Source organism: Streptomyces sp. NPDC094147 (assembly GCF_044764265.1).
Lineage (GTDB): Bacteria > Actinomycetota > Actinomycetes > Streptomycetales > Streptomycetaceae > Streptomyces.
Genome location: NZ_JBIWHT010000025.1, coordinates 76135 through 99821, shown reverse-complemented (window position 1 = coordinate 99821; position 23687 = coordinate 76135). Strand labels below are relative to the sequence as shown.

Below are 23687 nucleotides of genomic sequence, written 5' to 3'. Positions count from 1 at the left end.
GTGACCACCGGTATCCCCGCCTCGACGGCCTTCTTCACGACATCCTTCAGCGCCTCCGGCTTCGCCAGCGTGACCACGAGCCCATCGACCCTCTGGTCAATGGCCGCCTGCACCAACTGCGCCTGCTGCTGCCCCTGATCACTGTGCGAATACAGGAAGTCCACGTTGTCCTTCGCCGCCGCCTGCTTCGCACCGCTCTGCACAATGTCCCAGAACGTGTCGCCCTCACCGGAATGAGTCACCATCGCGATCTTCAGACGCGGCGTCCCCACCGCCTTGCCACCACCCGCCGACCCCGAACCCTTGTCCTCGGAACCCTTACCACCCGAGCTGCTGCAACCGCCGACCATGAGTGCCAGTGCGGCGACGGCCACGACCGCCGTGGTCGCCGTGCGGGGTGTGCGCATGCGTTCCGCCTTCTGTCCCGGCCGCCCGGTTGCGGCACGTGAGTTCTAGCGGCGGTTCGGCCACACGGTCAATACTTTGTCCGAACATTCTTACTCAATGACGCCCTGACCGCCCGGCGACGGACGGCGCACCCCTCAAGGGCGTACGAGCAACTGGAACTCGAAGGAGTACCGCGAGGCCCGGTAGATGTGTGAGCCGAACTCGACCGCCCTGCCCGTGTCGTCGAAGGTGGTGCGCTGCATGGTCAGCAGCGGCGCGCCCGCCACCTCGGTGAGCAGCTCGGCCTCCAGAGCGGTGGCCGCCCGCGCGCCCACGGTCTGCCGGGCGCTGTGCAGCGTGATGCCCGCACCCCGCATCAGCCGGTAGAGCCCCGTGCCCTCCAGATACTCGGTGTCCAGCCGGAGCAGCCCGGCCGGCAGGTGGTTGCGCAGCCGCGCCATGGGCTCGCCGTGCGCGTACCGCAGCCGTTCCACCACGTGTACGTCGCTGCCCTGGGGCACCCCGAGGGCGGCGGCGACCTCGGCGGTGGCCGGCTCGAAGGCGTTGCGCAGCACGGTGGTGGCGGGCTTCTGGCCGGCCGCCTCCAGGTCGTCGTACAGGCTGCTCAGTTCGAGCGGGCGCTTGACCTGGCTGTGCACGACCTGGGTCCCGACCCCGCGGCGGCGGACCAGGAGACCCTTGTCGACCAGTGCCTGGATGGCCTGGCGGACGGTGGGGCGGGACAGGCCGAGCCGGTTGGCCAGGTCGATCTCGTTGCCGAGGAGGCTGCCGGGCGTGAGGACGCCCTTCTCGATGGCCGCCTCCAGCTGCTGCGAGAGCTGGAAGTAGAGCGGGACCGGGCTGGTGCGGTCCACGCTGAGCTGGAGCGGCTTCGGGAAGTCCACCACTGGTCTGGGCTGCTTGGGCACGGAGCGAGCGTAGTGCGCCGGGGATGTTGACGGGAAGTCGTGAAGTTCGATTGTCAGGACAAACTCTTGACATGATGGTGGCCCCCGGCCACGGTGTGCCCATGCGTATCGGACTGATCGGGACGGGACGGATCGGCGCCTTCCACGCGGGAGTGCTCGCCCGCCATCCACAGGTCGAGCAGCTGGTGGTCGCGGACGCCGATGCCGCGCGGGCCGCCGAGGTCGCCGCGCTGACCGGCGCGGCGGCCGCGGCCACGGTGGCGGAGGCCTTCTCCGGGGTCGACGCGGTGGTGATCGCCTCGGCGACCGCCGCGCACGCCGAGCACATCGCGGCCGCCGCCCGCGCCGGACTGCCCGCCTTCTGCGAGAAACCGGTGGCCCTGGACGTGCCGGGCACCCTCGCGGCGCTGCGCGCGGTCGAGGCGGCGGGCACCGAGCTCCAGCTCGGCTTCATGCGCCGCTTCGACGCGGGCTATGCGCGCGCCCGCGAACTCGTGCGTTCGGGGCGGCTCGGCCGACTGCACACCGTGCGGGCCATCACCTCCGACCCCGCGCCGCCACCCGCCGCGTATCTGCCGCTCTCCGGCGGGCTCTACCGCGACTGCCTGGTCCACGACTTCGACATCGTGCGCTGGGTGACCGGCCGCGAGGTGACCGAGGTGTACGCGACGGGCTCCGACGCCGGGCCCGCGATGTTCCGCGCGGCCGGCGACATCGACACGGCGGCCGCGGTCCTCACCCTGGACGACGGCACCCTGGCGACGGCCACGGCCACCCGCTGCAACGGGGCGGGCTACGACGTACGCCTCGAACTGGCCGGGGAGCGCGACCAGTTCGCGGTCGGCCTGGACGACCGCACGCCGCTCACCTCGACCGAGCCGCAGGGCCCGGCCCGCCCCGACAAGCCGTGGACCGGGTTCCTGGAGCGCTTCGCCCCCGCGTACGAGGCCGAGCTCGACGCCTTCGTCAAGCTCGTACGCGGTGAGGCGCCGAACCCGTGCGACGGCCGGGACGCCCTGCACGCACTGCGCATCGCCGAGGCGTGCGAGGTCTCGCGCCGGGAGCGGCGGCCGGTGCTCGTCGCCGAGGTCCCGGCCGGCTGAGGCCCTGGGCTACCAGCGCACGGGCAGGGTCTCCGGACCGCGTACCAGCATGCCGGTGCGCCACTGGATGGCCGCCGGGTGGATGTCGAGCGCCAGGTCCGGGCAGCGGTCGAGCAGGGTGCGGACCGCGATCCGGGCTTCGAGGCGGGCCAGCGGGGCGCCCAGGCAGTAGTGGATGCCGTGGCCGAAGGCGACGTGCCCCCGGGCGTCGCGACGGATGTCGAAGCGGTGCGGGTCGTCGAAGCGCGCCGGGTCGCGGTTGGCGTCGGCCATCGCGACCAGGACCAGCTGGCCGTCGCCGGGGATGACGGTTCCGCCGATCTCGACGGGCTCCTTGGTGAAGCGGTACGTGGGGGTCTCGACCGGGCCGTCGTAGCGCAGCATCTCCTCGACCGCGTTGTCGATGAGCCCGTCGAAGTCGGCGCGCAGGGCGGCCAGTTGCTCGGGGTGGCCGAGCAGCGCGAGCATGCCGTTGGAGATGAGGTTGACCGTGGTCTCGTGGCCCGCGACCAGGAGCAGCCAGGCCATGCCGAGGAGTTCGGCCTCCGAGAGGCGGTCCCCGCCCTCCTCGTCGGCGGCGTGGATCAGCGCGCTGATCAGGTCGTCGCCGGGGGCGCGGCGCTTCTCGGCGAGCAGGTTCGTCAGATACTCGTTGATCGCCTTCGCGGCGGCCAGCCGGTCTTCGAGGGCGGGTGCCGAGACGGAGACGTTGGACCACTGGCGGAAGTTGTCCTGGTCCAGGCTGGGCACGCCGATGAGTTCGCAGATCACGGTGATCGGCAGCGGGAACGAGAGCGCCTCGACCAGATCGGCCCTGCGGCCCGGCGCCGCCAGCATCTCGTCGAGGAAGCCGTCCGTCATCTCCTGGACGCGCGGGGCGAGTTGCTCGACCCGGCGGGGCGTGAACTCCCGGGTGACCAGCTTGCGCAGCCGGGTGTGGACGGGCGCGTCGGAGCTGAGCATGGTGGTGCCGGAGGCGACCTGCTTCACGCCGACGTCGGGAGAGGCGTTGCGCCACTCCTTGGACAGCCGGTCGTCGGCGAGGGCGGCGCGCCCGGCCTCGTACCCGACGACGAGCCAGGCGTCGGAGCCCTCGGGCATCCGGATGCGGTGCACGGGGCCCTGGGCCCGCAGCCCCGCGTAGACCGGATAGGGGTCGCGCGTGAAGTCCTCGCCCAGTGCGACGAGATCGACTATGGCATCGCTGGTCAACTCGGGTCCTCTCAGGACGGTTCGGTGGATACGGCGGACAGTACGGCGCCCCGGGCGACCGCGCGCGGCATTTCCGTGCCGTCCGCGGACACGGCGGACAGGTCCCCATGCCGTCCACCTCGCGTCGCGTGATCGGGCTCCCCCTGACTCTCCAGTAGCTTAAGGGGCTTCTACGCTGGTCACAGCGAGGGGAGGCAAGGTGCTGAAGCGTTGGTGGTTCATGGAGGCGCTGCGCCCCGCCGTGCCCGCTCAGCGGTCGCGGGAGATGTCCAAGGAGGCGCAGCAGCGGATCCTGGACGAGTGGGCGACGGCCCGCGAGCGGCTCGACCGGCTGGTGTCGGCCCGGGTGACGGCGGTCGGCGACGTACTGCGGACGGCCGAACTGCCGCTCGGCGACACCCTCGTGGCACCTTCCGGCACCGACCCCCTCGCCCAGGGTGACTGCACCTGGGCCTTCGACGCCTTCCAGGCGGCGGGCAAGCTCCTTGACGAGGCGGCCGATCTGCCCGATCTCGCGGCCGCGGCGGTCCTGGCCGATCGCGCCCTGGAACGCTTCGCCGCGGTGCACGCGCGGGCGGCCGGGCAGCCGGTGGCCAGGCCCGCCCAGCGGTGTTTCTACAACCCGCTGCACACGGCGGCCGAGGACGGCCACTCCCCCGTGCGCAAGCAGCACCGCCGGCAGGCCAGGCGGCGTACCGGGCCGCGGGAGGCGGCGGCCGACCGGCGACCGGCCTGCCCGTCCTGCCGCAGGGCGATCCTGGCCGGCCAGCCGCCGGACGTACTGCCCGCGTTGGTGCCGGTGAAGCTGTCGCGGCTGCGGACGGCCCGGGTGCTCGTGCCGTACTACTCGGTGCCGCAGCAGTGGTCGCTGTGGTCGGTGTGCGCCTGCGGGGCGTACGGGGACGAATGGCCCTCGCTGGTGCTGCGCGGCGAGCACCGCAGGCGGGCGGCGGCCGCGCGCAAGGCGTGAGTCACGGGCTGTGCGTCACAGGCTCTGCCTCACCAGCGCACCGGCAGGTGGCGCACGCCCCGGATGAGCATGCCGGGCAGCCATTCCAACTGGTCCCTCTTCGTTGCCAGTTGGAGGTCGGGGGCGTGTTCGAGGAGAGTGCGGATCGCGATCCTGCCCTCCATGCGGGCGAGCGGGGCGCCGAGGCAGAAGTGGATGCCGTGGCCGAAGGCGAGATGGCCCTGCCCGGTGCGCCGGATGTCGAAGCGGTCCGGGTCGGGGTAGCGGTCCGGGTCGCGACCGGCCGCGGCGAGGGCGACCAGGACCGGGGCGCCCGCCGGGATGAGGGCGTCGCCGATGAGGACGGGTTCGCGGGCGAAGCGGAAGGTGGCGGTCTCGACGGGGCCCTCGTAGCGGAGCATTTCCTCGATGGCGCCGTCGAGAAGCCCGTCGAAGTCGGCGCGCAGATCGGCCAGTTGCTCGGGGTGGCCGAGCAGGGTCCGTACCCCGTTGGAGATCAGGTTGACGGTCGTCTCGTGGCCCGCGACGAGCAACAGGAAGGCCATGCCGATGAGTTCGTCCTGCGACAGCTGGTCGCCGTCCTCGTGGCGGGCCCGGATCAGGGCGCTCAGCAGGTCGTCGGCGGGGCGGGTGCGGCGTTTGTCCTCGATGAGCTCGACCAGGTACTCGCCGATCTCGCGTACCGCCGTGTTGTCGTTCACGGTCGGCGCGACCGCTTCGTTGGACAGGACCCGGAAGGCCTCCTGGTCGAGGTCGGGTACGCCGAGGAGTTCGCAGATCACGGTCATCGGCAGCGGGAAGGCGAGCGAGTCGACCAGGTCGGCGGTGCGGTCGGGGGCGGCCAGCATGGTCGCGACGAGCCCGTCGGTGATCTCCTGCACGCGGGGGCGCAGCGCCTCGATGCGGCGCGGGGTGAACTCCCGCGCCACCAGTTTGCGCAGCCGGGTGTGCTGCGGCGGGTCGGTCTCCAGCATGTTGGCGCTGACCGGCAGTTCGACGTAGTCCGCCTCGGCGATGGCCCGCCAGTCCTTGGAGAGGCGGGGGTCGGCGAGCGCGGCCCGTGCCTCCTCGTGGCCGACGATCAGCCAGACGTCCACTCCGGCCGGAATGCGGGCAAGATGTGCGGGTCCCGCGGCACGCAGTTTGGCGTAGACCGGGTGCGGATCGGTGTTGAATTCCTCGGCGTGCTCGCTCAGATCGATGACAGGCATGGCCTCACCCTCTGGTCGGTTCGCTTCAGCCTACGTCGCCGCCGCGCTCGTCGAGCAGACCGGCGTCGTGCACCAACAGGGCGATCTGCACACGGTTGTTGAGTCCGAGCTTGGCGAGGACGCGGGACACGTGGGTCTTCACGGTGGGCACGCTCAGATACAGGCTCGCCGAGATCTCGGCGTTCGACTGGCCGCGGCCGACGGCGACGGCCACCTCCCGTTCCCGCCCGGCGAGCAGCGCGATGCGGCTGCGGGCGCGGGCGGCCCGGTCGCCGGGCGTGGCGGGGCCGCCGGACACCTGGGTCATCAACTGCCGGGTGACGGCGGGCGAGAGCACCGGGTCTCCGGCGGCGACCCGGCGTACCGCCGCGACGATCTCGGCGGGCGGGGTGTCCTTCAGGACGAACCCGGCGGCTCCGGCCCGCAGCGCCCGCAGCACCTGTTCGTCGGCGTGGAAGGTGGTCAGCACGATCACCTCGGGCGCGTCGGGGCGGGCCCGCAGCGTCTCGGTGGCGGTGAGGCCGTCGACGTGGGGCATGCGGATGTCCATGAGGACGACGTCCGGCCGCAGTCGCAGGACCAGTTGGCCGACTCCGGAGCCGTCGGGGGCCTCGCCGACGATCTCGATGTCCTCGGCGCCGCCGAGCATGAAGGTGAGTCCCGCGCGGACCAGGGGGTCGTCGTCGACGATGAGCAGCCGGATGGTCATGAGGGCCACGGTAGCCAGGCCACGACCGCGAACCCGCCGTCGGGCGCGGGCCCGTGGTCGAGCCGTCCACCGGCCAGGGTGGCGCGTTCGGTGAGCCCGATGAGGCCCTGCCCCGATCCGGGCACGTCGGGTACGGCGCCGACGGGTGCGGGGTTGCGTACCTCGACGGTGAGCCCGTCGCCCGGCCGGCCGGTCACCGTGACGGTGACCTCGGTGCCGGGCGCGTGCTTGCGGGCGTTGGTGAGGGCCTCCTGGGCGATGCGGTAGGCGTTGCGGCCGGTGGCGACCGGAACGGCGGCGGCGTCCGGGATCCGGCTGTCGAGGACGACCTTCATCCCGGCCGCGCGGGATTCGGCGACCAGTGCGTCGAGGGTGGCGAGGGTCGGCTGGGGCCGGTCCTCGGCGCCCTCGCCGGGGCTGCGCAGCACGCCGATGATCTGCCGCAGGTCCTGGAGCGCCTCGTGCGCGCTGTCCCGGATGACCCCGGCGGCCCTGGCCACTGCGGCAGGCGGCGCGTCGGGGCGGAATTCGAGGGCGCCCGCGTGCACCGAGAGCAGGGTGAGGCGGTGGGCGAGCACGTCGTGCATCTCGCGGGCGATGGCCTCGCGGGCGAGCCGCTGGGCGTTCTCGGCCCGCAGCGCCGCCTCGGCCTCGGCGCGGGTCGCCCGTTCGCGCAGCGCGACGACGAGCTGGCGCCGGGAGCGTACGAGCATGCCCCAGCCGGTGACCAGCAGGACCAGCACCGTGCCCGTGACCGCGTTGGCGAGCAGGCTGATGGTCGGGTCGGGGCGCACCACGGGCTGGAACACCGAGCTCACCACGGCGAGGCCGCTCACCGCGAGCACGACGGGTTTGAAGGGCCGGTGCACGGCGAGGCTGAACAGGGCGACCAGGAGCGCCCCGGAGGCGACCGGGGCGACCAGCGAGACCGCGACGAGCGCCACGGCGAGCCCCGCCGGCCAGCGCCGCCGCAGCCACACCGCACAGCAGGCCGCGGCGCCGACCAGCTGGTCGAGGAACAGGACGGTGTCGGAGTATCCGGGTGTCTTGTCGAGCGCATCGGCGGCGATCATGCCGATCAGGGCGGCGCCGACGAATGCGCAGATGTCCACGACCCAGTCGCGCACGGTGCGCCGCGGCCGGGCCCGGTCGCCGGGCAGCTCGGGGTCGGCCACCGCCGAGGGCAGCAGCCAGCGGAACTCGGGTCCGGCTCGTGTCATGTCGACAAAGTTACGCAGCCGGGGGGCCGGGCGGCGCGCTGCGGACTCGGGACGCTACCAAAGTCGCACGGCCGGGGGCTTTGGACGCGGGCGCGGTGTCCCGAAGGCCGACGCGGCGATCGACCCGCCCGGCGCAGGCTCGGCCCATGAGGAAATTCCTGGAGGTCGCCGGGTTCGTTCTGCTGGTCCAGGGCATCGGCGGGCTGCTGCACGAGTGGACCGGCTGGTTCGACCTGTGGACGGTGGTGCACCGCCCCGACGCGCTGGCAGGCCATGAGATCTTCGCGAGCATCGTGCTCGCGGTGGCGGGCGCGGCGGTGCTGATCGCGGCGGAGCGCGGCGTGAGGAAGTAGTCAGGCCCCGCTCGCCCGGCGCCCCCAGCCCGTGCCCGCCAGGACCAGGACGGCGCCCAACAGGCCCAGTGCACCCAGGCGTTCGCCGCCCAGGGCGATGCCGGCCGCCGCCGCCCAGAGCGGTTCGGTGCCGAGGAGGAGGCTGACGCGGGACGGTGAGGTGCGGCGGACCGCCCACATCTGCACGAAGAACGCGAACAGGGTGCAGAACACCGACAGGAACAGCAGGCCGGTCCACTCGCGGACGCCGAAGCCGGCGGCCACCGTCCAGGGTGCGGGCCCCGCGCCGGGCACGGCGGCGAGCACCGCGAACACCGCGACGGCGCCGCCGAGTTGGACGGTGGTCAGGGGCAGCGAGTCGGCGCTCCGGACCGCCTTGACGCGGGCCATGAACAGGACGTGCGCGGTACGGGCCAGCGCGGCGAGCAGCATCAGGAGGTCGCCCGCCGAGGGCGCGGTGAAGCCGCCGCCCTGGGTCAGCAGGACCACGCCCGCCACCGAGAGCGCCGCCGCGCCGAGGAAGGCGCGCGGCGGCCGGACCCGGGTGACGGCCGCCTCGGCGAGCGGGGTGAAGATCATGGTGAGGCTGATGATGAGCCCGGCGTTGGTCGCCGAGGTGTGCACGACGCCGTACGTCTCCAGCAGGAAGATCCCGCTGAGGACCAGGCCGAGCAGCCCGGCGCCGCGCCACTGGGCGGCGGTCAGCGCCCGCAGCCCGCGCCATCCGGCCGCCGCGAGGACCGGCAGGACGAGCGCGAAGCGCAGCACCAGGACGCCGGTCACGGTGCGGGCGGTGGTGATGTCCTTCGCGGCGAGGTAGCTGGCGCCCCAGAACACGGCCACCAGGAGGACCGGCAGATCGGTGAGCCAGGCGCGGCGCGGGGCGAGTCCTGCGGAGGGTACGGCGATCGACGACACGGGCCCGGTCTCCAAGTGGCGTGGCGGTGTGGAGACTTCGGCGGCTCGCACGGGGAACGATCACCGTACCGGGACGGGACCGGGCCGGGAAGGGCTGTTTCACCGGTCGGGCGGGGGGCGGCTCACTGGTCCAGTTCGAAGCTCCCGTGCCGGGGCCGGCCGGCCGGGCGGTAGCTGTTGACGCTGACCCCGGTGCTGGTCGTGCGGGAGTCGGCCAGCTCGAAGGAGGTGGGCAGACCGCCTTCGGCGAACAGCCGCCGCCCTTGGCCGAGGACGACGGGGAAGGTCCACAGCCGGTACACGTCGATGAGCTCGTGCCGCATCAGGAACTGGGCGAGGGCGCCGCTGCCGTGCACCTGGAGCTCGCCGCCCGGCCGGTCCTTGAGCGCCCGGATCTCCCTGGCCACGCCGTCCTCGTCGCCGCCGATGACGGTGGTGTGCTGCCACTCGGGGTCCTTGAGGGTGTTGGAGACGACGTACTTGGGAAGCCCGTTCAGCGCGCTCGCGACCGGGTCGTCCGGGTCGGTGATGCGCGGCCAGTGCCCCGAGAAGATGTCGTACGTGCGCCGGCCGAGCAGGAAGGCGTCCGCGAGGGAGATCCACTCGGTGACGTACCGCCCCAGGTTCTCGTCCGCGAACGGGACCAGCCAGCCGCCGTGCTCGAAGACGCCGCTGCGGTCCTCGGAGGGGCCGCCGGGTGCCTGGACGACTCCGTCGAGGGTGAGGAACGAGGTGAAGGTGAGTTTCATGGCCTGATCCTTTCGCCGGGTCCGGATCCGGCGTGGTCACACCGCGCCGGTTTCACCTACTGAGACCCGGCGCTCTCCTCGAACTCATCGGCTGCCCTGCGCCTTCTTCCGCCACCCGGCCTCGGTGTCCGATCCCCGCCAGCGCGGGGGTGCGGCGACAGCTTTGCTTGAACCCGCAACCACTACCGGCCCACGGGGAAGGACCCACCATGAACACGCTCAACGGCAAGAAGGCCCTGGTCACCGGCGGCAGCCGGGGCATCGGGGCGGCCACCGCGCTGCGGCTCGCCCAGGAGGGCGCCGATGTCGCCATCACGTACGTCCAGGGCGAGGAAGCGGCCCGGGAGGTCGTCGCGAAGATCGAATCGATGGGGCGGCGCGGCGTCGCGCTGCGCGCGGACCTGGCGCAGGCGGCCGAGGCCGTGGCCTCGGTCGAGCGTGCGGCACAGGCCCTCGGCGGTCTCGACGTCCTCGTCAACAACGCGGGGGTCGGGGTGCTCGGCCCGCTCGGCGACATCTCGGTCACCGATGTCGACCGGGTGCTCGCGGTGAACGTACGCGCCGTCTTCCTCGCCTCCCAGGCCGCGGCGGCCCGCATGCCGCACGGCGGCCGGATCGTCACCATCGGCAGCTGCATGGCCCAGCGGGTGCCGGGGCCCGGCGGCACGCTGTACGCGATGAGCAAGTCGGCGCTCACCGGGCTCACGAAGGCGCTGGCGCGGGAGCTCGGGGGGCGCGGCATCAACGCCACCCTGGTGCACCCGGGCCCCATCGACACCGACATGAACCCGGCGGACGGGCCGTCCGCGCCGGCCCAGAGCGCGATGACCTCGGTCGGGCGGTTCGGGGTGGCGCAGGAGGTCGCGTCGATGGTGGCGTACCTCGCGGGGGCGGAGGCGTCGTATGTGACGGGGGCGGAGCTGGCGGTGGACGGAGGGTACGCGGCATAGCGCCCGCGCCCCGCTGGACCTGGGGCTCCGCCCCGGACCCCGCTCCTCGAACGCCGGAGGGGGCTTGTTCTTGCCCCCCACCCCGGAGGGTCTCGGGAAGGGGCGGGGCGGGGGTGGGGAAGACAACAGAACGCGAGGCACCCCGGTGCTGTCGGGTCGGGGTGCCTCGCGTTGGCGGGCGGGTGTCGTGCCGCCCTGTCTTGAGGGGAATCGGGAGGCTCAGCCGCCCAGTTCCTGGTGGCGGGCGGTCAGCCGCGCCGCGCCCTCGGCCGTGAGCGAGCCGAAGAGCCGCAGGCGCGAGATGCCGCCGTCGGGGAAGATGTCGATCCGGACGTGGCCGCCCACGGCGGGCGCGTCCAGCACGAAGCGGTGGTTCGTGTCGGGCTGGAGCCGGGTACGGGGCAGCACCTCGGTCCAGTCGCCCGACCCGTCGGAGACCGAAAGCGCCGCCCAGCCCGCCGAGTTCCCCTTGAGGTACGCCGTGTCGATCTCGATCGCGCGGATCTCCGACTGGCCCACCAGCTGGTACCGGATCCAGTCGTTGCCCTTGTCGCGGCGGCGCCGGGTCTCCCAGCCGTCGTCCATCTTGCGGGAGCGGCCCGGCTGGATGGTGTTGGTGGCGGGCGAGTAGAAGCGGTCGGAGGCGTCCTCGACCTGGCCGCCGTTCTCCAGGGCCACGAGGTCGAAGGTGCCGAGGACGGCCAGCCACTGCGGGTCGGGCGCCACCTCGCCGTAGACCCGCAGACGGGCCACACCGCCGTCCGGGTGCTGGTTGAGCCGCAGGTGCGTGAAGCGCTGCTCCACGTCCACCGCGAAGCCGTTGGCCGCGTGGCCGCCAACTGCCGTACGGGGTACGAGAGTTACCCACTTCACATCGCCCGCGAGGAGGTCCTCGGGGGACGGGGAGCCCGGCACCGAGGCCGCCTCGACCGACACCGCCTGCGGGTAGTTGCCGCGGAAGTGCGCGGTGTCCACGACGATGCCGCGGATGACACCCGGCGCGCCGAGGCGGATGAGGGCCCAGTCGTGGTCCTCGTCGGTGGGGTGCGGCTGGGCGGCGGAGATACCGCGGCGGCGCCGGGTCTCCCAGCCGTCCATGATCTTGCCCTTGTGCCCGAAGTGCTCGGGGTCGAACTCGGCGGCCTCGGGCTTGAGCAGGTTCTCGCGCTCGGCGAAGAACTCGTCGTTGGCCGCGATCACGCCCGCGCCGAGGCGCCGGTCGGCGAGGTCGGCGTACTGGGTGAAGCCGAAGTCCGCCGTGCGGTAGTCGGCGTACGGGTCGCCGCCGCCGTACGGGCTGGCGTCGCCGGTGAAGGAAGCCGCAGGAGATGAATTCAACGCGCTCACGGTGTCAGTTGTTCCTTTCGAGCAGGCGGCCGGTGGGCTCGGCGATGACGCCGTCGTGCTGGATGCGCTCGCCGCGCAGCCAGGTCGACTTGACGACACCGTGCAGCGTCTTGCCCGCGTAGGCGGTGACGCGGTTGCGGTGCTGGAGCTCGGCCGGGTCCACGGTGAAGGTCTCGTCGGGGGCGAGCACCGCGAAGTCGGCGTCGCGGCCGGCCTCGATGGCGCCCTTCTGGGTCAGCCCGACGAGGTTCGCGGTCGCGGTCGACATCCAGCGGACCACGTCCTCCAGGGTGTGGCCGCGCTTCCTGGCCTCGGTCCAGATCGCGGGCAGGCTGAGCTGGAGTCCGGAGATGCCGCCCCAGGCCGTCGCGAAGTCGGCGGTCTTGAGGTCGGCGGTGGACGGCGAGTGGTCGGTGACGACGCAGTCGATGGTGCCGTCGGCCAGCGCCGCCCACAGCAGGTCCTGGTTGGCGGCCTCACGGATGGGCGGGCAGCACTTGAACTCGCTTGCGCCGTCCGGGACTTCCTCGGCCGTGAGGGTGAGGTAGTGCGGGCAGGTCTCGACGGTAAGCTTGACGCCCTCGCGCTTGGCCGCCGCGATCAGCGGCAGCGCGTCCGAGGACGACAGGTGCAGGATGTGGACGCGGGCGCCGATCCGCTTGGCGGCGGCGATCAGGCCCTCGATCGCGAGGTTCTCCGAGACCCGGGGGCGGGAGGCGAGGAAGTCCGCGTAGTGCGGGCCGGGCTTCTGCGGCGCCGCGGCCAGCTCGTGCGGGTCCTCGGCGTGCACGATCAGCAGGCCGCCGAATCCGGCGATCTCGGCCAGCGCCCGGTCGAGCTGCTCCTGGTCCAGCTCGGGGAACTCCTCCACGCCGGACGGCGAGAGGAACGCCTTGAAGCCGAAGACGCCGGCCTCGTGCAGGGGCTTGAGGTGCTTGACGTTGTCGGGCAGCGCGCCGCCCCAGAAACCGGTGTCGATGTGCGCCTTGCTCGCGGCGACCTCCCGCTTGATCCGCAGGTTGTCGACCGTGGTGGTCGGCGGCAGCGAGTTGAGCGGCATGTCCACGAGGGTGGTGATGCCTCCGGCTGCCGCCGCGCGGGTGGCCGTCCAGAAGCCCTCCCACTCGGTGCGGCCGGGGTCGTTCACGTGCACATGAGTGTCGACGATGCCGGGCAGCAGCACGTCGTCACCGAAGTCCTCCAGGCGTGCGCCGGCCGGGACCTCGGCCTCGTACGGCAGTACGTCCGCGATCTTCCCGTCGGCGACGGCGACCGTCGCCGGGCGCGTCCCCTCGGGGGTGATGACGCGCGTCGAGCGCAGTACCAGGTTGACGTCGGACACCCGAGCCCCTCACTTCCGTACACCGGAATTCAACGATCTGTTGAAGGAGTCTGCGCGCTCGCCGCCGAGGCCGTCAAGAGCGACCGGGGAGTGACCGCGGACACGGGGGCGAGTCTTGGAGGTTTCCACAGAATGGAATTAGAATTTCGCCAAGCAGAATGTAGATACCGCCACGGGGTGCGGTGCGCGAACGGACAAACCCGCTGCGAACAGCCAGGACACCCGACCTGTCCAGGGTAGGACGGACAACCGCCCGATAGGCTGCTCCCTCGCCTGCCAGTACCGAAAGGAACGCGCCGTGCCGACGTCAAGCGCCAGCACCACCGACGCCTCCAAGCCACCCGCCGCCGGCGGAGGCGTCCAGTCCCTTGAGCGCGCCTTCGATCTTCTTGAGCGGATGGCCGACGCCGGGGGCGAGGTCGGCCTCAGCGAGCTCTCCGCGAGCAGCGGCCTTCCCCTGCCGACCATTCACCGACTGATGCGTACGCTCGTGGCCTGCGGCTACGTCCGTCAGCAGGCCAACCGGCGCTACGCGCTCGGCCCCCGGCTCATCCGCCTCGGCGAATCGGCGGCCCGGCTGCTCGGCACCTGGGCGCGGCCGTATCTGGCCCGGCTCGTGGAGGAGACCGGCGAGACCGCGAACATGGCGCTGCTCGACGGCGACGAGATCGTGTACGTGGCGCAGGTGCCCTCGAAGCACTCCATGCGGATGTTCACCGAGGTCGGCCGCCGGGTCCTTCCGCACTCCACGGGCGTGGGCAAGGCGCTGCTCGCGCACACCCCGCCGGAGGAGGTCCGCGCACTGCTCGCCCGCACCGGCATGCCGGCCGCGACCGAGAAGACGATCACCACGGCGGACGGCTTCCTCGACGCGCTGGAGCAGGTGCGGCGCGCGGGGTACGCGGTGGACGACAACGAGCAGGAAATAGGGGTCCGCTGCCTCGCGGTGTCGGTGCCCAACTCCCCCACCGCGGCGGCCATTTCGATCTCGGGCCCGGCCGGCCGGGTCACCGAGGCGGCCACCGAGAAGATCGTCCCCATCCTCCAGGGCATCGCCCAGGAACTGTCGACGGCGCTCGCGAACACGAACGCCCAGGCCTGAGACCGGATACCCGAAACCCCCGGCGGTGCTGAACACCGCCGGGGGTTCGGTGTGCCGGGGCCCGGGTCAGCGGACCGGCAGCACGCGGGTGTGCTCGTGGCGTACGGCCTGGAGGTCCTGCGGGTTCAGGCCGAGCAGGGCCAGGATGGTGGGCGCGATCTGCGTGGTGTGGACGCGGCGCGCGTCGCGCACTCCGGCCGGGGTGCCCGCGCCGGAGACGACCAGCGGGACGTCCAGGTCGTCGGCGTTGGCGCCGCCGTGCTCGGCGATCTTCTTGGTGCCGCCGGTGTAGACGACGCCGTTGCGGGCGATGCCGAACAGGTCGGGGACCCGCGCGTCACCGGCCGGCACGCCGAAGTACCGGGCCGCTTCCTTGCCCGCGTACACCTTGGTCAGACCGCCGGTGGTGAAGGGCTTCGGCTTGGCGTTCATGTCGGTGCCGGTGCCGTTCTGCGCCAGCAGGTACGCCTTCGCGAAGTCGGCGGCGGCCTGCGAGTGGTCGTTCAGCCACAGCACCACGCCGTCGTCGTCCGCGGAGTGCGCGACGAGGTCGCCGGCGCCCGGGTGGGCCTTCTTCCACGCCGCGTTGAGACCGGCGAGCAGCGGTGCGTCGTCGATGCGGGTCAGCGCGGCCGGGTCGGTGGGCGACTGGCCGTGCTTGGCGGACAGCACGACGGTCGTGCTGCCGTCGAGGTGGCGGGCCTTCAACTCGGCGACCAGCGAGCCGACTTCGGCGTCCACGAAGCCGATGCTCCGCTCGACCAGCGGTCCGGGTACGCCCTTGGCCGCGTAGCCGCCCTTGAGGCCGTCGGACGCGGGCAGCTTCTGCGCGGTCGACACCGACTGGAAGTTCAGGCCGAACACCGCCGGGGTGCCGGTGCGGTGGGCGCGGCTGTGGTCGTATCCGTCGATCTCGTTGCGGACGGCCTGGACCTTGTAGTGGTCGTACTGCTGCGTCGCCTTGTTGTCCGTGGTCCAGTCGGCGCCCTTGGCGTAGCCGATGGCGTCGGAGTTGATCTCGGGCGTGAACAGGTCCTGGATGCCGTTCCCCGACGGCCCGTTGAGGATGTCGTACGCGGCGTGCTTGTCCGACCAGGCGGTACGCAGACCTGCCTGGCGGGCCACGTCGAAGACGGTGTTGACGCGCAGGACGGAGTGCGGGGCGACCGGCTTGCAGGTCTTGGGGTCCACCGGCATTGCGGCCGGGTTGAGGAGCGTCTGCGGGCGCCCGGTCATCGCCAGGATGCTGCCGGGCAACCCGGTCAGGCCCTGGCCGGCGTCGAGGGCCGCCTTGTTCTTGTCGAGGTCCTCGGTGAGGTCGAGCTCGGCGCCCGGCTTGGCGTGGGTGCAGTCGGAGGTGCCCGCCGGGAGCAGCGTGCGGTCGTAGGCGTCGTCGTAGTAGACCCCCGTGGTGCCGGGGCCGCCGCCGGTGACCTGGGCGGTCATGCCGGGGAAGGAGTCCGAGGGCGTGGTGGTGCTCGCGTGCGTGTACTGCACGCCGCCGTGCGCGAGGCGGGCGAGCGCGGACTGCGGGTGCTGGGCGGTGTAGCGGTCGAGATCTGCCTGGTGCAGTCCGTCCACGGAGATGAGCAGGACGTGCTGGGCGGCGGCTCGGTGCTGGCGCGCCGGGGTGGCGTCGGCGTGCAGCACGGTCGTTCCGGCGAGCGCGCCGGCCGCGCCGAACGTGGCGGCCAGCCTCAGGAGCGGGCGGTTCACAGGTATCCCCTGACGTAGATGGAACCGGGGTTTGGGGGGTGTGCGCTCATGAGTAGTGGCGGCCCGTGTACCACCGGCGCCCGAGGGGTGAACGTCCGGCGCACGGGCGGTATGGAGCGCCCCATGCACCGGCCAATGTTGTGCCGGGCGGATCCCGGGAGCCGGACACAGGCTCAGCCCGCGACCGCCCGCGCGGCGCTCAGGCGGCCGTCGGCCATGGTCACCACGGCGTCCATCCGCTCCAGGTGGGCGCGGTCGTGGGTCACCAGGACGGTGGCCGTGCCGCGTTCGCGGGTGAGCGTGACGAGCAGGTCGAGTATCGCGGCGCCGCGCTCGTGGTCGAGGGCGCTGGTGGGCTCGTCGACCAGGAGCACGGCGGGCTCGTTCATGAGGGCGCGGGCGATGTTGACGCGCTGGCGCTGGCCGCCGGAGAGCTGGTGGGGGCGGCGGTCGGCCTGGGCGGTGAGGCCGACGGCGGCCAGGAGTTCCAGGGCGCGGGCGCGCGCCTCGCGCGGCCTGCGGCCCGCGAGGTGGGCCATCGCCTGGAGCTGTTCGGCGGCGGTGAGCGAGGGCAGCAGGTTCGGCTGCTGGAAGACGATGCCGATGGAGTCGCGGCGCAGCGCCGCCTTCTCGGCGGGGCCGAGCGCGCCGGTCTCGGTGCCGGCCACGACGACCCGTCCGCTGTCCGGGGTGACGAGGGTCGCGGCGACCGCGAGCAGGCTGGACTTGCCCGATCCGGAGGGGCCGACGCAGGCCGTCACCGTCCCCGCGTCGACGGACACCGAGACCGCGTCGAGGGCGGTGAGGCGGCCTTCGCCGTCGGGGTAGGTCAGGGTGACGGAGTCGAGGAAAATGGTCGAGGGGGTCATCGGGCACTCCCGAGCGCGGTCAGCGGGTCGACGGCGGTGATGCGCCGGATGGACAGGGCGGCGCCGATCACGCCGAGGACGATCAGCACGCCGGCGGGTACCAGCGTGGTCGCGAGGTCGAGCACGAAGGGCACCGCGCCGCCGACCAGCCCTCCGGCCAGCGAGGCGAGCCCGGTGCCGGCGAGCGTGCCCACGACGAGCATCAGCACGGCCTGACCGAGCGCGTCCTTGAGGAGGTACGGAGTCGAGGCGCCGAGCGCCTTCAGTACGGCGATGTCACCGCTGCGCTGGATCGTCCACACGGTGAAGAACGCGCCGACGACCAGTGCCGAGATGACGAAGAGGAAGCCGCGCATCAGCTGGAGCGAGCCGTTCTCGGCCTGGTAGGAGGGCAGTGCCGAGAGCGCGTCGGAGAGCGTCAGGCTCTTGGCGGCGAGGTCCTTGTCGGTGGCGGCGAGGTCCGCGCCGGCGCCGAGGGTGAGCGCGACGACGGTCGCCGGGGCCTCGTCCGCGAGCGCGGTCCACACCACGGGGGTGTGGCTGTAGGAGTCCTCGCCCGCCACCGCCGTCACGGTCAGCGGCCGGCCGCCCAGCGTGACGGTGTCTCCCGCCTTCGCCTCCAGGTCCTTGGCCGCGCCCTGGGAGAGGACGACGGAGCCGCCGCGTACCGCCGAGGGCGCGAGGTGTGATCCGGGCGGGACCGCGAAGGACGACACCGCGGCCGTGCGGTCGCCCGCCTTCGCGTTCAGTGTGGAGATGCCGATCGGCTGGGCGTCCCGCACCCCCGGCGCCTGCCGCCACTTGTGCCAAGTGCCGCTCTGTACAACGGAGTTGGTGAAGGACACCGACTGCCCGGACGGCGGGGCGGCGAAGGCGAGCCGGTCGGCGGGCGGCGCGCTGACGGCCGAGGTGTTGTCCCTGGCCAGCCCGGCGGTGAGCCCGGACAGCAGCCCCACCAGCAGGGTGATGAGCACCACGACCGTACCCATCAGCGCGAACCGGCCCTTGGCGAACCGGAGGTCTCTCCATGCGACGAACATGGCGCCAAGCCTTCCGGGCGGAGCCCGCCGCCGCATCGCGCCGCGGCATGTCCGGCGGGTATCGAAGGATGCATCCGCACATCAAACTTTCGGTTGACCGGCAGGGCCCGCCTCGCCCGTACGCTGGAAGGCCTATGGATTCCGTACGCCCCCACACCCCCGTCGCCGCCCTGCTGCGCCTGTGTCTGCACACGCTGCTCGGCGGGCTGCTCGCGCTCGCCGCGGTGCGGGCGGTGAGCGACGGGGCGCCGCACACGGCGGCCGTCCTGGCGGCGGTGGTCCTGATGGCGGCGGTGTACGCGGCGGGCGTGGCCATCGACGCGGTGCGGCCGCAGACCACCGCGGCCGCGGTGTGGCTGGCGGCGCTCGGCGCGTCCTGGCTCGCGCTGCTGGTCTTCTCCCCCGACGCGCTGTGGGCCGCCTTCCCGCTCTACTTCCTGCTGCTGCACCTGCTGCCGATGCGCTGGGCGCTGCCGGCCGTCCTGGTCACGGCGGGCGCGGCCATCGCGAGCTTCCTGCTGCACGGGCAGCAGGTCACGCCGGGCACCTTCATAGGGCCGCTGCTCGGGGCGGCGGTCGCCGTGGCGACCGTGCTCGGGTACGACGCGCTGTACCGGGAGAGCGAGCGGCGCCGCGAGCTGATCGACGAGCTGGTCGCGACGCGGGCCGAGCTCGCCGACGCCGAGCGCACGGCGGGCACCCTCGCCGAGCGCGAGCGGCTCGCCCGCGAGATCCACGACACGCTCGCCCAGGGCCTCTCCTCGATCCAGCTGCTCCTTCGCGCCGCCGAGCGCGCGCTGCCCGTCGGCGACCCGGCCCGCGAACACGTCGAGCAGGCCCGCCGGGCCGCCCAGGACAACCTGGCCGAGGCCCGCCGTTTCGTCCGCGCGCTCACGCCTCCCGACCTGGAGCACGGCTCGCTCTCCGGCGCCCTGGAGCGTCTGTGCGCGGCCGCGCCGGGCCCCGCCGTGCAGTTCGGGGTGAGCGGCACCCCGGTCGAGCTGCCGACGCCGTACGAGGTGGCCCTGCTGCGCATCGCGCAGTCGGCGCTCGCCAACACCGTGCAGCACGCGGCGGCGGACCGCGCCGAGATCACCCTCAGCTTCATGGACACCTCGGTGGCCCTGGACGTCGTCGACGACGGGCGCGGCTTCGACCCGGCGGACCGGCGGCCGAAGGACACCAGCGGCTTCGGGCTGCCCGCGATGCGCTCGCGCGCCCAGTCGCTCGGCGGCACGCTGAGCGTGGAGTCGGCCCCGGGCCAGGGCACGGCCGTCGCGATCACGCTGCCGCTGCCCGTGGCGGGTGCCCGGTGAGCGCGGCACCGATCCGGCTGCTGCTCGCCGACGACCACCCCATCGTGCGGGCCGGGCTGCGCGCGGTCCTCGACACCGAGCCCGGCTTCGCGGTGACCGGGGAGGCCGCCACCGCCGAGCGCGCGGTGGAGCTGGCCGCGTCCGGCGCCTACGACGTGGTCCTGATGGACCTCCAGTTCGGGGCCGGGATGCACGGCGCCGAGGCGACCGCCGCGATCACGGCGCGACCGGGCGCCCCGCGCGTCCTGGTCCTCACGACGTACGACACGGACGCGGACATCCTGGCGGCGGTGGAGGCGGGCGCGGCGGGCTACCTGCTCAAGGACGCGCCGCCGGAGGAGCTGGCGGCGGCGGTCCGCACCGCGGCCTCGGGCCAGTCGGCGCTGGCACCCGCGGTGGCGCACCGGCTGATGGACCGGATGCGGACACCCGCGGAGGCGCTGACCCGGCGCGAGCTGGAGGTGCTGCAACTGGTCGGCGACGGGCTCTCCAACCAGCAGATCAGCAAGCAGCTGTTCCTCAGCCAGGCGACCGTCAAGTCCCATCTGGTCCATATCTACGCCAAGTTGGGCGTGGACTCGCGCACATCGGCGGTCGCGGCCGCGAGCGCGCGCCGCCTGATCCGCCAGCCCGGCTGAGCGCGTCCGCACGCGCGGTGGGGGGGGCCGCGACCGCCCCTGTTCGGCCCGGCCCCCGGCTCTGGTCACCCTCGCAGCGCGAAGTCCTCGGCTGTGGCGTGCCGCAGGGCCCGCGCGGTGTGCTTCGGCAGGCGCGGCGCCGGGGCCGTCAGGACGGCGCACCGCGCGTGCCGGTGGACGTAGCGGCGTACCGGAGCCCGGCGGGCGTCCGGACGCGCGCCGACGACCAGCAGGTCCCCCGGCCGGTCGGCGAGCGCGCACAGCACCCGCCCCGCCTTGCCGCGTACGACCAGTTTCCGCACCGCGATGTCCGACGGCAGCCCGCCGAGGGCCTCCTCGACGGCCCGGTCGAGCGCATCGCGCGCCATGCCCTCCTGGTACGCGGCCCAGGCGCTGTCCGGGTTGCGGGCGTACAGCACTTCGCCCTCCGGGGGCTCCCACGCGGTCACGGCCACCAGCACGCGGCCGCTGTCGCGGGCCTCGTCGACCGCCGCCCGCAGCGCGGCGAGGCTGCCCAGCGAGCCGCCGACCCCCACCACCACGCGCCCCCCGGTCACTTCGCACGCTCCTTGCGCTGCCGCAGTCCGCGCAGCCAGTGCAGCGAGATCCCGCGCGGCAGCTCCTCGCGGCGCCGCTGCATCTCCCGCTCGAACCGGTCCGTGACCGCCACATCGCGTTCCATGACAACTCACCCTTCCCGACCACTTCATCCAGGCCAATATGCCGACAGGACAGAAGTCTGTACGCTGATTGGCCTGGAAGGCATGGCCAATTCACGGAGGTTGGTATGGCAGACATGCGGGTGGTCCGGTCCGTGGACACCGTGAGCAGCACCGCTCGGACGCTCGGCAGCCGTCAGCTCGCCGCACAGGTCACCGCCATCACCGCCCCGCACCCCGGCTACCGCGCCCTCGCCCAGGGGGTGCGCACCCTGCTGCTCGACGGCCGGATCCCGCTGCACACGCGGCTGCCCGCCGAGCGCGAGCTCGCCACCGCCCTGGAGGTCAGCCGGGCCACCATCACGGCCGCGTACGACCTGCTGCGCGAGGGCGGATACGCGCTCAGCAGGCGCGGCGCGGGCACCTGGACCGCACTTCCCGAGGGCGAGGCACCGGCCAATGTGGCCCGCTACCAGGCCGCCGACGGCGTCATCGACCTGGCGATGGCCTCGCCCGGCGCCCCCGCGGCGGAGCTGGCCGCCGCGTTCGAGCTGGCCGGGCCCGAACTGGCCTGCCACGCCGCCACCAACGGCTACCACCCGCTCGGCCTGCCCGACCTGCGCGCGGCCGTCGCCGAGCGTTACACGCGGCGCGGTCTGCCCACCCTGCCCGAGCAGATCCTGATCACCACCGGGGCCCAGTCCGCGGTGTCGCTCGTGGTCAACCTCCTGGGCAGGCCGGGCGACCGGGCGCTGGTCGAGAGCCCTTCGTACCCCAACGCCCTCGACGCGGTACGCCATGCCGGGCTGCGGATCACCCCCGTACCGGTGACCGAGGACGGCTGGGACATCGAGCTCCTCGAATGCACCCTGCGCCAGACCGCGCCCCGGCTCGCCTATCTGATCCCGGACTTCCAGAATCCGACCGGCGCGCTGATGAGCACCGAGCAGCGGACCCGGCTGCTGCGCGCGGCGCGGGCCACCGGCACCTGGCTGCTCATCGACGAGACCATGGCCGAGATGGCGCTGGCGGCGCCCGCCCCGGCGCCGTTCGCCTCACTGGCCCACCAGGGCGAGTCCGAGCAGATCATCACGGTCGGCTCACTCAGCAAGACCCACTGGGGCGGGCTGCGCACCGGCTGGGTGCGGGCGGGCTCCCGGCTCATCAACGAACTGGCCGCGCTGCGCATCCACGTGGACCTCGCGCCCTCCCTCATCGACCAGGTGCTCGCCAAGAACCTGCTGCCCGGCATGGACGACGTACTGAGTGAGCGGCTGCCGCAGATGCGCGAGCGGCGCGACGCGCTGGCCGCGTCGCTGGCCCGCCATCTGCCGGAATGGCGTTGGCAGTTGCCGGCCGGCGGGCTCTGCCTCTGGGTCGACCTGGGCCGCCCCATCGCGGGCGCGCTGGCCCAGGCTGCGCCGGCCCACGGCGTGAACATCCAGCCGGGTTCCCGCTTCGCCGCCGACCCGGGCACCCACGAACACCGTCTGCGCGTGCCGTTCGTGCACGATCCGGAGACGACGGACGAGGCGGTCCGCCGCCTGGCCGCGACCCTGGACGCCGGCCTGCCCGCGTTCACCGGCGAGCAGAACCGGCCGCACTGGGTGGCGTGAACCCAAGGGTCGGGCGGCGAGCCGCCGGTCAGTACCGGCCCGGCGGCTCGCCGAATAACTCGACCGCCTTGCGTACGTCCGTCACCGCGCCCGCCAGCGCGCTGACCGAGCCGATCGAGCCCGCGATCAGCAGCAGCGAGCGGCGCAGCCGCGGAACTTCCGGGACACCGCTGACGGCCATCGCGTCCAGCGCCGCCAGCTCGTCCTCGGCCACGGCCCGGTCGGGAAACTCCGCCGGATGGCCGGCCAGCTCCCGGCGCAGCCGGGCGACGGCCGCCCGCAGCTCGCTCACTCTCGGGTCCTCACCGCTGCCGGTCACGGGCCTCTGCTCCACGCCTCGCAACAAAAGTCCTCCCCCACGCACGTCCTTGTGCAGGTGTTCAGAGCCCGTACAGCGCAGGTCAACTGCCGGGATGCGCGGGCCAGTTAACGCCATCCGGTGTGTCGTGCGCCACTGCGCGGACGGAATTCGGCAGAAGCATTGGGTATATCTGGGGCCATGACGCGACCGATGACAAATGAGGCGCCAGTGACGGGACTGCTGCTCGCGGCGGGCGGCGGCAGACGGCTCGGCGGCCGGCCGAAGGCCCTGCTCCCGCACCGCGGCCGCCCCCTCGTGGAGCACGCGGTCCGGGTGCTGCGCGAGGGCGGCTGCCGGCAGGTGTACGTGGTCCTCGGCGCGGCGGCCGACGAGGTACGGGCCCGCGCCGACCTGTCGGGCTGCGTACTGATCGACAATCCGGACTGGTCCGAGGGCATGGGCTCCTCGCTGCGGGCGGGCCTGGAGGCCCTGACCGGGTCGAGCGGCGGGGCGGACGCCGCGCTGGTCTCACTGGTGGACCAGCCGGGCATCGGCGCCGAGGCCGTGGCGCGGGTGCTCGCCGCCCACCGTTCGGGCGATGCGCTGGCGGCGGCTTCGTACGACGGCGAGCGGGGCCATCCGGTGCTGTTCGGAGCGGACCGCTGGGCCGACATCGCGGCGAGCGCGACGGGCGACCGGGGGGCCCGCGCCTATCTGAAGGCCCACGAGGCGGAGATCACGCTGGTCGAGTGCGGGGATGTGGCCGAACCGTACGACATCGACACGGAGGCGGACCTGGCCCGGCTGGAGTAGATCTGGAGTACACGCGGAAACACAGAAACGCAGAAACGCAGAAACGTGGAGTGAACGGGGTGGCACCCAGCGCCATGGTCTGTCGACCCGGAGAATCTCGATATCAACAAACCATTGAACTTCCACCATGAGGAAACTAGTATCCACTGTTCAGAAGCGCCCGACAGATCACACGGCGCCCGCAGTCGTATCTCGGAGCCCTGGCACTGAGTGCCAG

The 23687-nt window shown here is 72.9% G+C and carries 25 protein-coding genes; 9 read left to right on the top strand and 16 right to left on the bottom strand.

What is annotated here, in order from left to right; translation table 11 throughout:
* The coding region (locus tag ACIQ8J_RS28290; protein ID WP_403275986.1) for a substrate-binding domain-containing protein at window positions 1-407 on the bottom strand (407 nt) is incomplete at its 3' end.
* Window positions 408-542: 135 nt separating this feature from the next.
* Window positions 543-1262 (bottom strand): GntR family transcriptional regulator, encoded by a 720-nt coding sequence (locus tag ACIQ8J_RS28285; RefSeq protein ID WP_403275995.1) that lies wholly within the window; start codon window positions 1260-1262, stop codon window positions 543-545.
* Between the two features lie 155 nt (window positions 1263-1417).
* On the opposite strand from ACIQ8J_RS28285, the gene ACIQ8J_RS28280 reads away from it, so the two are divergent.
* Window positions 1418-2419 carry a Gfo/Idh/MocA family oxidoreductase gene (locus ACIQ8J_RS28280; protein WP_403275984.1) on the top strand — a complete coding sequence of 334 codons (1002 nt, stop codon included), beginning with the start codon at window positions 1418-1420 and terminating at the stop codon, window positions 2417-2419.
* Between the two features lie 9 nt (window positions 2420-2428).
* On the opposite strand, the gene ACIQ8J_RS28275 is transcribed toward ACIQ8J_RS28280, so the two are convergent.
* The gene (locus ACIQ8J_RS28275) at window positions 2429-3631 is read right to left on the bottom strand and encodes a cytochrome P450 (protein ID WP_403275983.1); all 1203 of its coding nucleotides are present in this window, start codon (window positions 3629-3631) and stop codon (window positions 2429-2431) included.
* 199 nt (window positions 3632-3830) lie between these two features.
* Between ACIQ8J_RS28275 and ACIQ8J_RS28270 the strand changes: the two genes are divergently transcribed.
* Entirely contained in the window at window positions 3831-4601 is a 771-nt protein-coding gene (locus ACIQ8J_RS28270) for a hypothetical protein (protein ID WP_403275982.1), read from the top strand.
* Window positions 4602-4630: 29 nt separating this feature from the next.
* Here the strand turns inward: ACIQ8J_RS28270 and ACIQ8J_RS28265 are convergent, their stop codons facing one another.
* The 3 genes from ACIQ8J_RS28265 to ACIQ8J_RS28255 are packed head-to-tail and all read right to left on the bottom strand — an operon-like array spanning window position 4631 to window position 7741.
* Window positions 4631-5812 carry a cytochrome P450 gene (locus tag ACIQ8J_RS28265; RefSeq protein ID WP_403275980.1) on the bottom strand — a complete coding sequence of 394 codons (1182 nt, stop codon included), beginning with the start codon at window positions 5810-5812 and terminating at the stop codon, window positions 4631-4633.
* 25 nt (window positions 5813-5837) lie between these two features.
* Window positions 5838-6521 carry a response regulator gene (locus ACIQ8J_RS28260; protein WP_403275979.1) on the bottom strand — a complete coding sequence of 228 codons (684 nt, stop codon included), beginning with the start codon at window positions 6519-6521 and terminating at the stop codon, window positions 5838-5840.
* The gene (locus tag ACIQ8J_RS28255; RefSeq protein WP_403275978.1) at window positions 6518-7741 is read right to left on the bottom strand and encodes a sensor histidine kinase; all 1224 of its coding nucleotides are present in this window, start codon (window positions 7739-7741) and stop codon (window positions 6518-6520) included. Before ACIQ8J_RS28255 ends, ACIQ8J_RS28260 begins: the two co-directional genes overlap by 4 nt.
* A gap of 146 nt (window positions 7742-7887) precedes the next feature.
* On the opposite strand from ACIQ8J_RS28255, the gene ACIQ8J_RS28250 reads away from it, so the two are divergent.
* On the top strand, window positions 7888-8094 hold the full coding sequence (locus tag ACIQ8J_RS28250) for a hypothetical protein (RefSeq protein WP_403275977.1): 207 nt from the start codon (window positions 7888-7890) through the stop codon (window positions 8092-8094).
* On the opposite strand, the gene ACIQ8J_RS28245 is transcribed toward ACIQ8J_RS28250, so the two are convergent.
* Both ACIQ8J_RS28245 and ACIQ8J_RS28240 read right to left on the bottom strand, forming a co-directional pair.
* The gene (locus ACIQ8J_RS28245) at window positions 8095-9012 is read right to left on the bottom strand and encodes a DMT family transporter (protein ID WP_403275994.1); all 918 of its coding nucleotides are present in this window, start codon (window positions 9010-9012) and stop codon (window positions 8095-8097) included.
* A gap of 122 nt (window positions 9013-9134) precedes the next feature.
* Window positions 9135-9761 (bottom strand): dihydrofolate reductase family protein, encoded by a 627-nt coding sequence (locus ACIQ8J_RS28240; protein ID WP_403275975.1) that lies wholly within the window; start codon window positions 9759-9761, stop codon window positions 9135-9137.
* A 209-nt stretch (window positions 9762-9970) separates the two neighbouring features.
* On the opposite strand from ACIQ8J_RS28240, the gene ACIQ8J_RS28235 reads away from it, so the two are divergent.
* Window positions 9971-10711 (top strand): SDR family NAD(P)-dependent oxidoreductase, encoded by a 741-nt coding sequence (locus ACIQ8J_RS28235; RefSeq protein ID WP_403275974.1) that lies wholly within the window; start codon window positions 9971-9973, stop codon window positions 10709-10711.
* Window positions 10712-10930: 219 nt separating this feature from the next.
* On the opposite strand, the gene alc is transcribed toward ACIQ8J_RS28235, so the two are convergent.
* On the bottom strand, window positions 10931-12058 hold the full coding sequence (alc, locus tag ACIQ8J_RS28230) for an allantoicase (protein WP_403275972.1): 1128 nt from the start codon (window positions 12056-12058) through the stop codon (window positions 10931-10933).
* A gap of 4 nt (window positions 12059-12062) precedes the next feature.
* Window positions 12063-13400 carry an allantoinase AllB gene (allB, locus tag ACIQ8J_RS28225; protein ID WP_403275970.1) on the bottom strand — a complete coding sequence of 446 codons (1338 nt, stop codon included), beginning with the start codon at window positions 13398-13400 and terminating at the stop codon, window positions 12063-12065.
* Window positions 13401-13698: 298 nt separating this feature from the next.
* Here allB and ACIQ8J_RS28220 point away from each other — a divergent pair, with 298 nt between their 5' ends.
* Window positions 13699-14502: an IclR family transcriptional regulator gene (locus tag ACIQ8J_RS28220; protein ID WP_403275968.1), complete on the top strand. Its 804-nt coding sequence runs from the start codon at window positions 13699-13701 to the stop codon at window positions 14500-14502.
* Window positions 14503-14568: 66 nt separating this feature from the next.
* On the opposite strand, the gene ACIQ8J_RS28215 is transcribed toward ACIQ8J_RS28220, so the two are convergent.
* The 3 genes from ACIQ8J_RS28215 to ACIQ8J_RS28205 all read right to left on the bottom strand — a co-directional run bounded on the left by ACIQ8J_RS28215 (window position 14569) and on the right by ACIQ8J_RS28205 (window position 18127).
* Entirely contained in the window at window positions 14569-16218 is a 1650-nt protein-coding gene (locus ACIQ8J_RS28215) for an alkaline phosphatase family protein (protein WP_403275966.1), read from the bottom strand.
* A 173-nt stretch (window positions 16219-16391) separates the two neighbouring features.
* The gene (locus ACIQ8J_RS28210; RefSeq protein WP_403275964.1) at window positions 16392-17087 is read right to left on the bottom strand and encodes an ABC transporter ATP-binding protein; all 696 of its coding nucleotides are present in this window, start codon (window positions 17085-17087) and stop codon (window positions 16392-16394) included.
* The gene (locus ACIQ8J_RS28205; RefSeq protein WP_403607960.1) at window positions 17084-18127 is read right to left on the bottom strand and encodes an ABC transporter permease; all 1044 of its coding nucleotides are present in this window, start codon (window positions 18125-18127) and stop codon (window positions 17084-17086) included. Before ACIQ8J_RS28205 ends, ACIQ8J_RS28210 begins: the two co-directional genes overlap by 4 nt.
* A 134-nt stretch (window positions 18128-18261) precedes the next feature.
* On the opposite strand from ACIQ8J_RS28205, the gene ACIQ8J_RS28200 reads away from it, so the two are divergent.
* The gene (locus tag ACIQ8J_RS28200) at window positions 18262-19443 is read left to right on the top strand and encodes a sensor histidine kinase (protein ID WP_403275962.1); all 1182 of its coding nucleotides are present in this window, start codon (window positions 18262-18264) and stop codon (window positions 19441-19443) included.
* Window positions 19440-20081, top strand: coding sequence for a response regulator (locus tag ACIQ8J_RS28195; RefSeq protein ID WP_399052345.1), 642 nt, complete (start codon window positions 19440-19442; stop codon window positions 20079-20081). Before ACIQ8J_RS28200 ends, ACIQ8J_RS28195 begins: the two co-directional genes overlap by 4 nt.
* 65 nt (window positions 20082-20146) lie before the next feature.
* Here ACIQ8J_RS28195 and ACIQ8J_RS28190 read toward each other — a convergent pair whose 3' ends face one another.
* Both ACIQ8J_RS28190 and ACIQ8J_RS28185 read right to left on the bottom strand, forming a co-directional pair.
* Complete coding sequence (locus tag ACIQ8J_RS28190; RefSeq protein WP_403275961.1) at window positions 20147-20638, bottom strand: universal stress protein; 492 nt, start codon at window positions 20636-20638, stop codon at window positions 20147-20149.
* Window positions 20635-20763, bottom strand: a complete 129-nt coding sequence (locus ACIQ8J_RS28185) for a hypothetical protein (RefSeq protein WP_399052343.1) — start codon at window positions 20761-20763, stop codon at window positions 20635-20637. Before ACIQ8J_RS28185 ends, ACIQ8J_RS28190 begins: the two co-directional genes overlap by 4 nt.
* Before the next feature lie 105 nt (window positions 20764-20868).
* On the opposite strand from ACIQ8J_RS28185, the gene ACIQ8J_RS28180 reads away from it, so the two are divergent.
* Entirely contained in the window at window positions 20869-22356 is a 1488-nt protein-coding gene (locus tag ACIQ8J_RS28180; RefSeq protein ID WP_403275960.1) for a PLP-dependent aminotransferase family protein, read from the top strand.
* 28 nt (window positions 22357-22384) lie between these two features.
* On the opposite strand, the gene ACIQ8J_RS28175 is transcribed toward ACIQ8J_RS28180, so the two are convergent.
* Window positions 22385-22702: a DUF5955 family protein gene (locus tag ACIQ8J_RS28175; protein ID WP_403275959.1), complete on the bottom strand. Its 318-nt coding sequence runs from the start codon at window positions 22700-22702 to the stop codon at window positions 22385-22387.
* 153 nt (window positions 22703-22855) lie between these two features.
* Here ACIQ8J_RS28175 and ACIQ8J_RS28170 point away from each other — a divergent pair, with 153 nt between their 5' ends.
* Entirely contained in the window at window positions 22856-23470 is a 615-nt protein-coding gene (locus ACIQ8J_RS28170; RefSeq protein ID WP_403275958.1) for an NTP transferase domain-containing protein, read from the top strand.
* Window positions 23471-23687 lie beyond the last annotated feature (217 nt).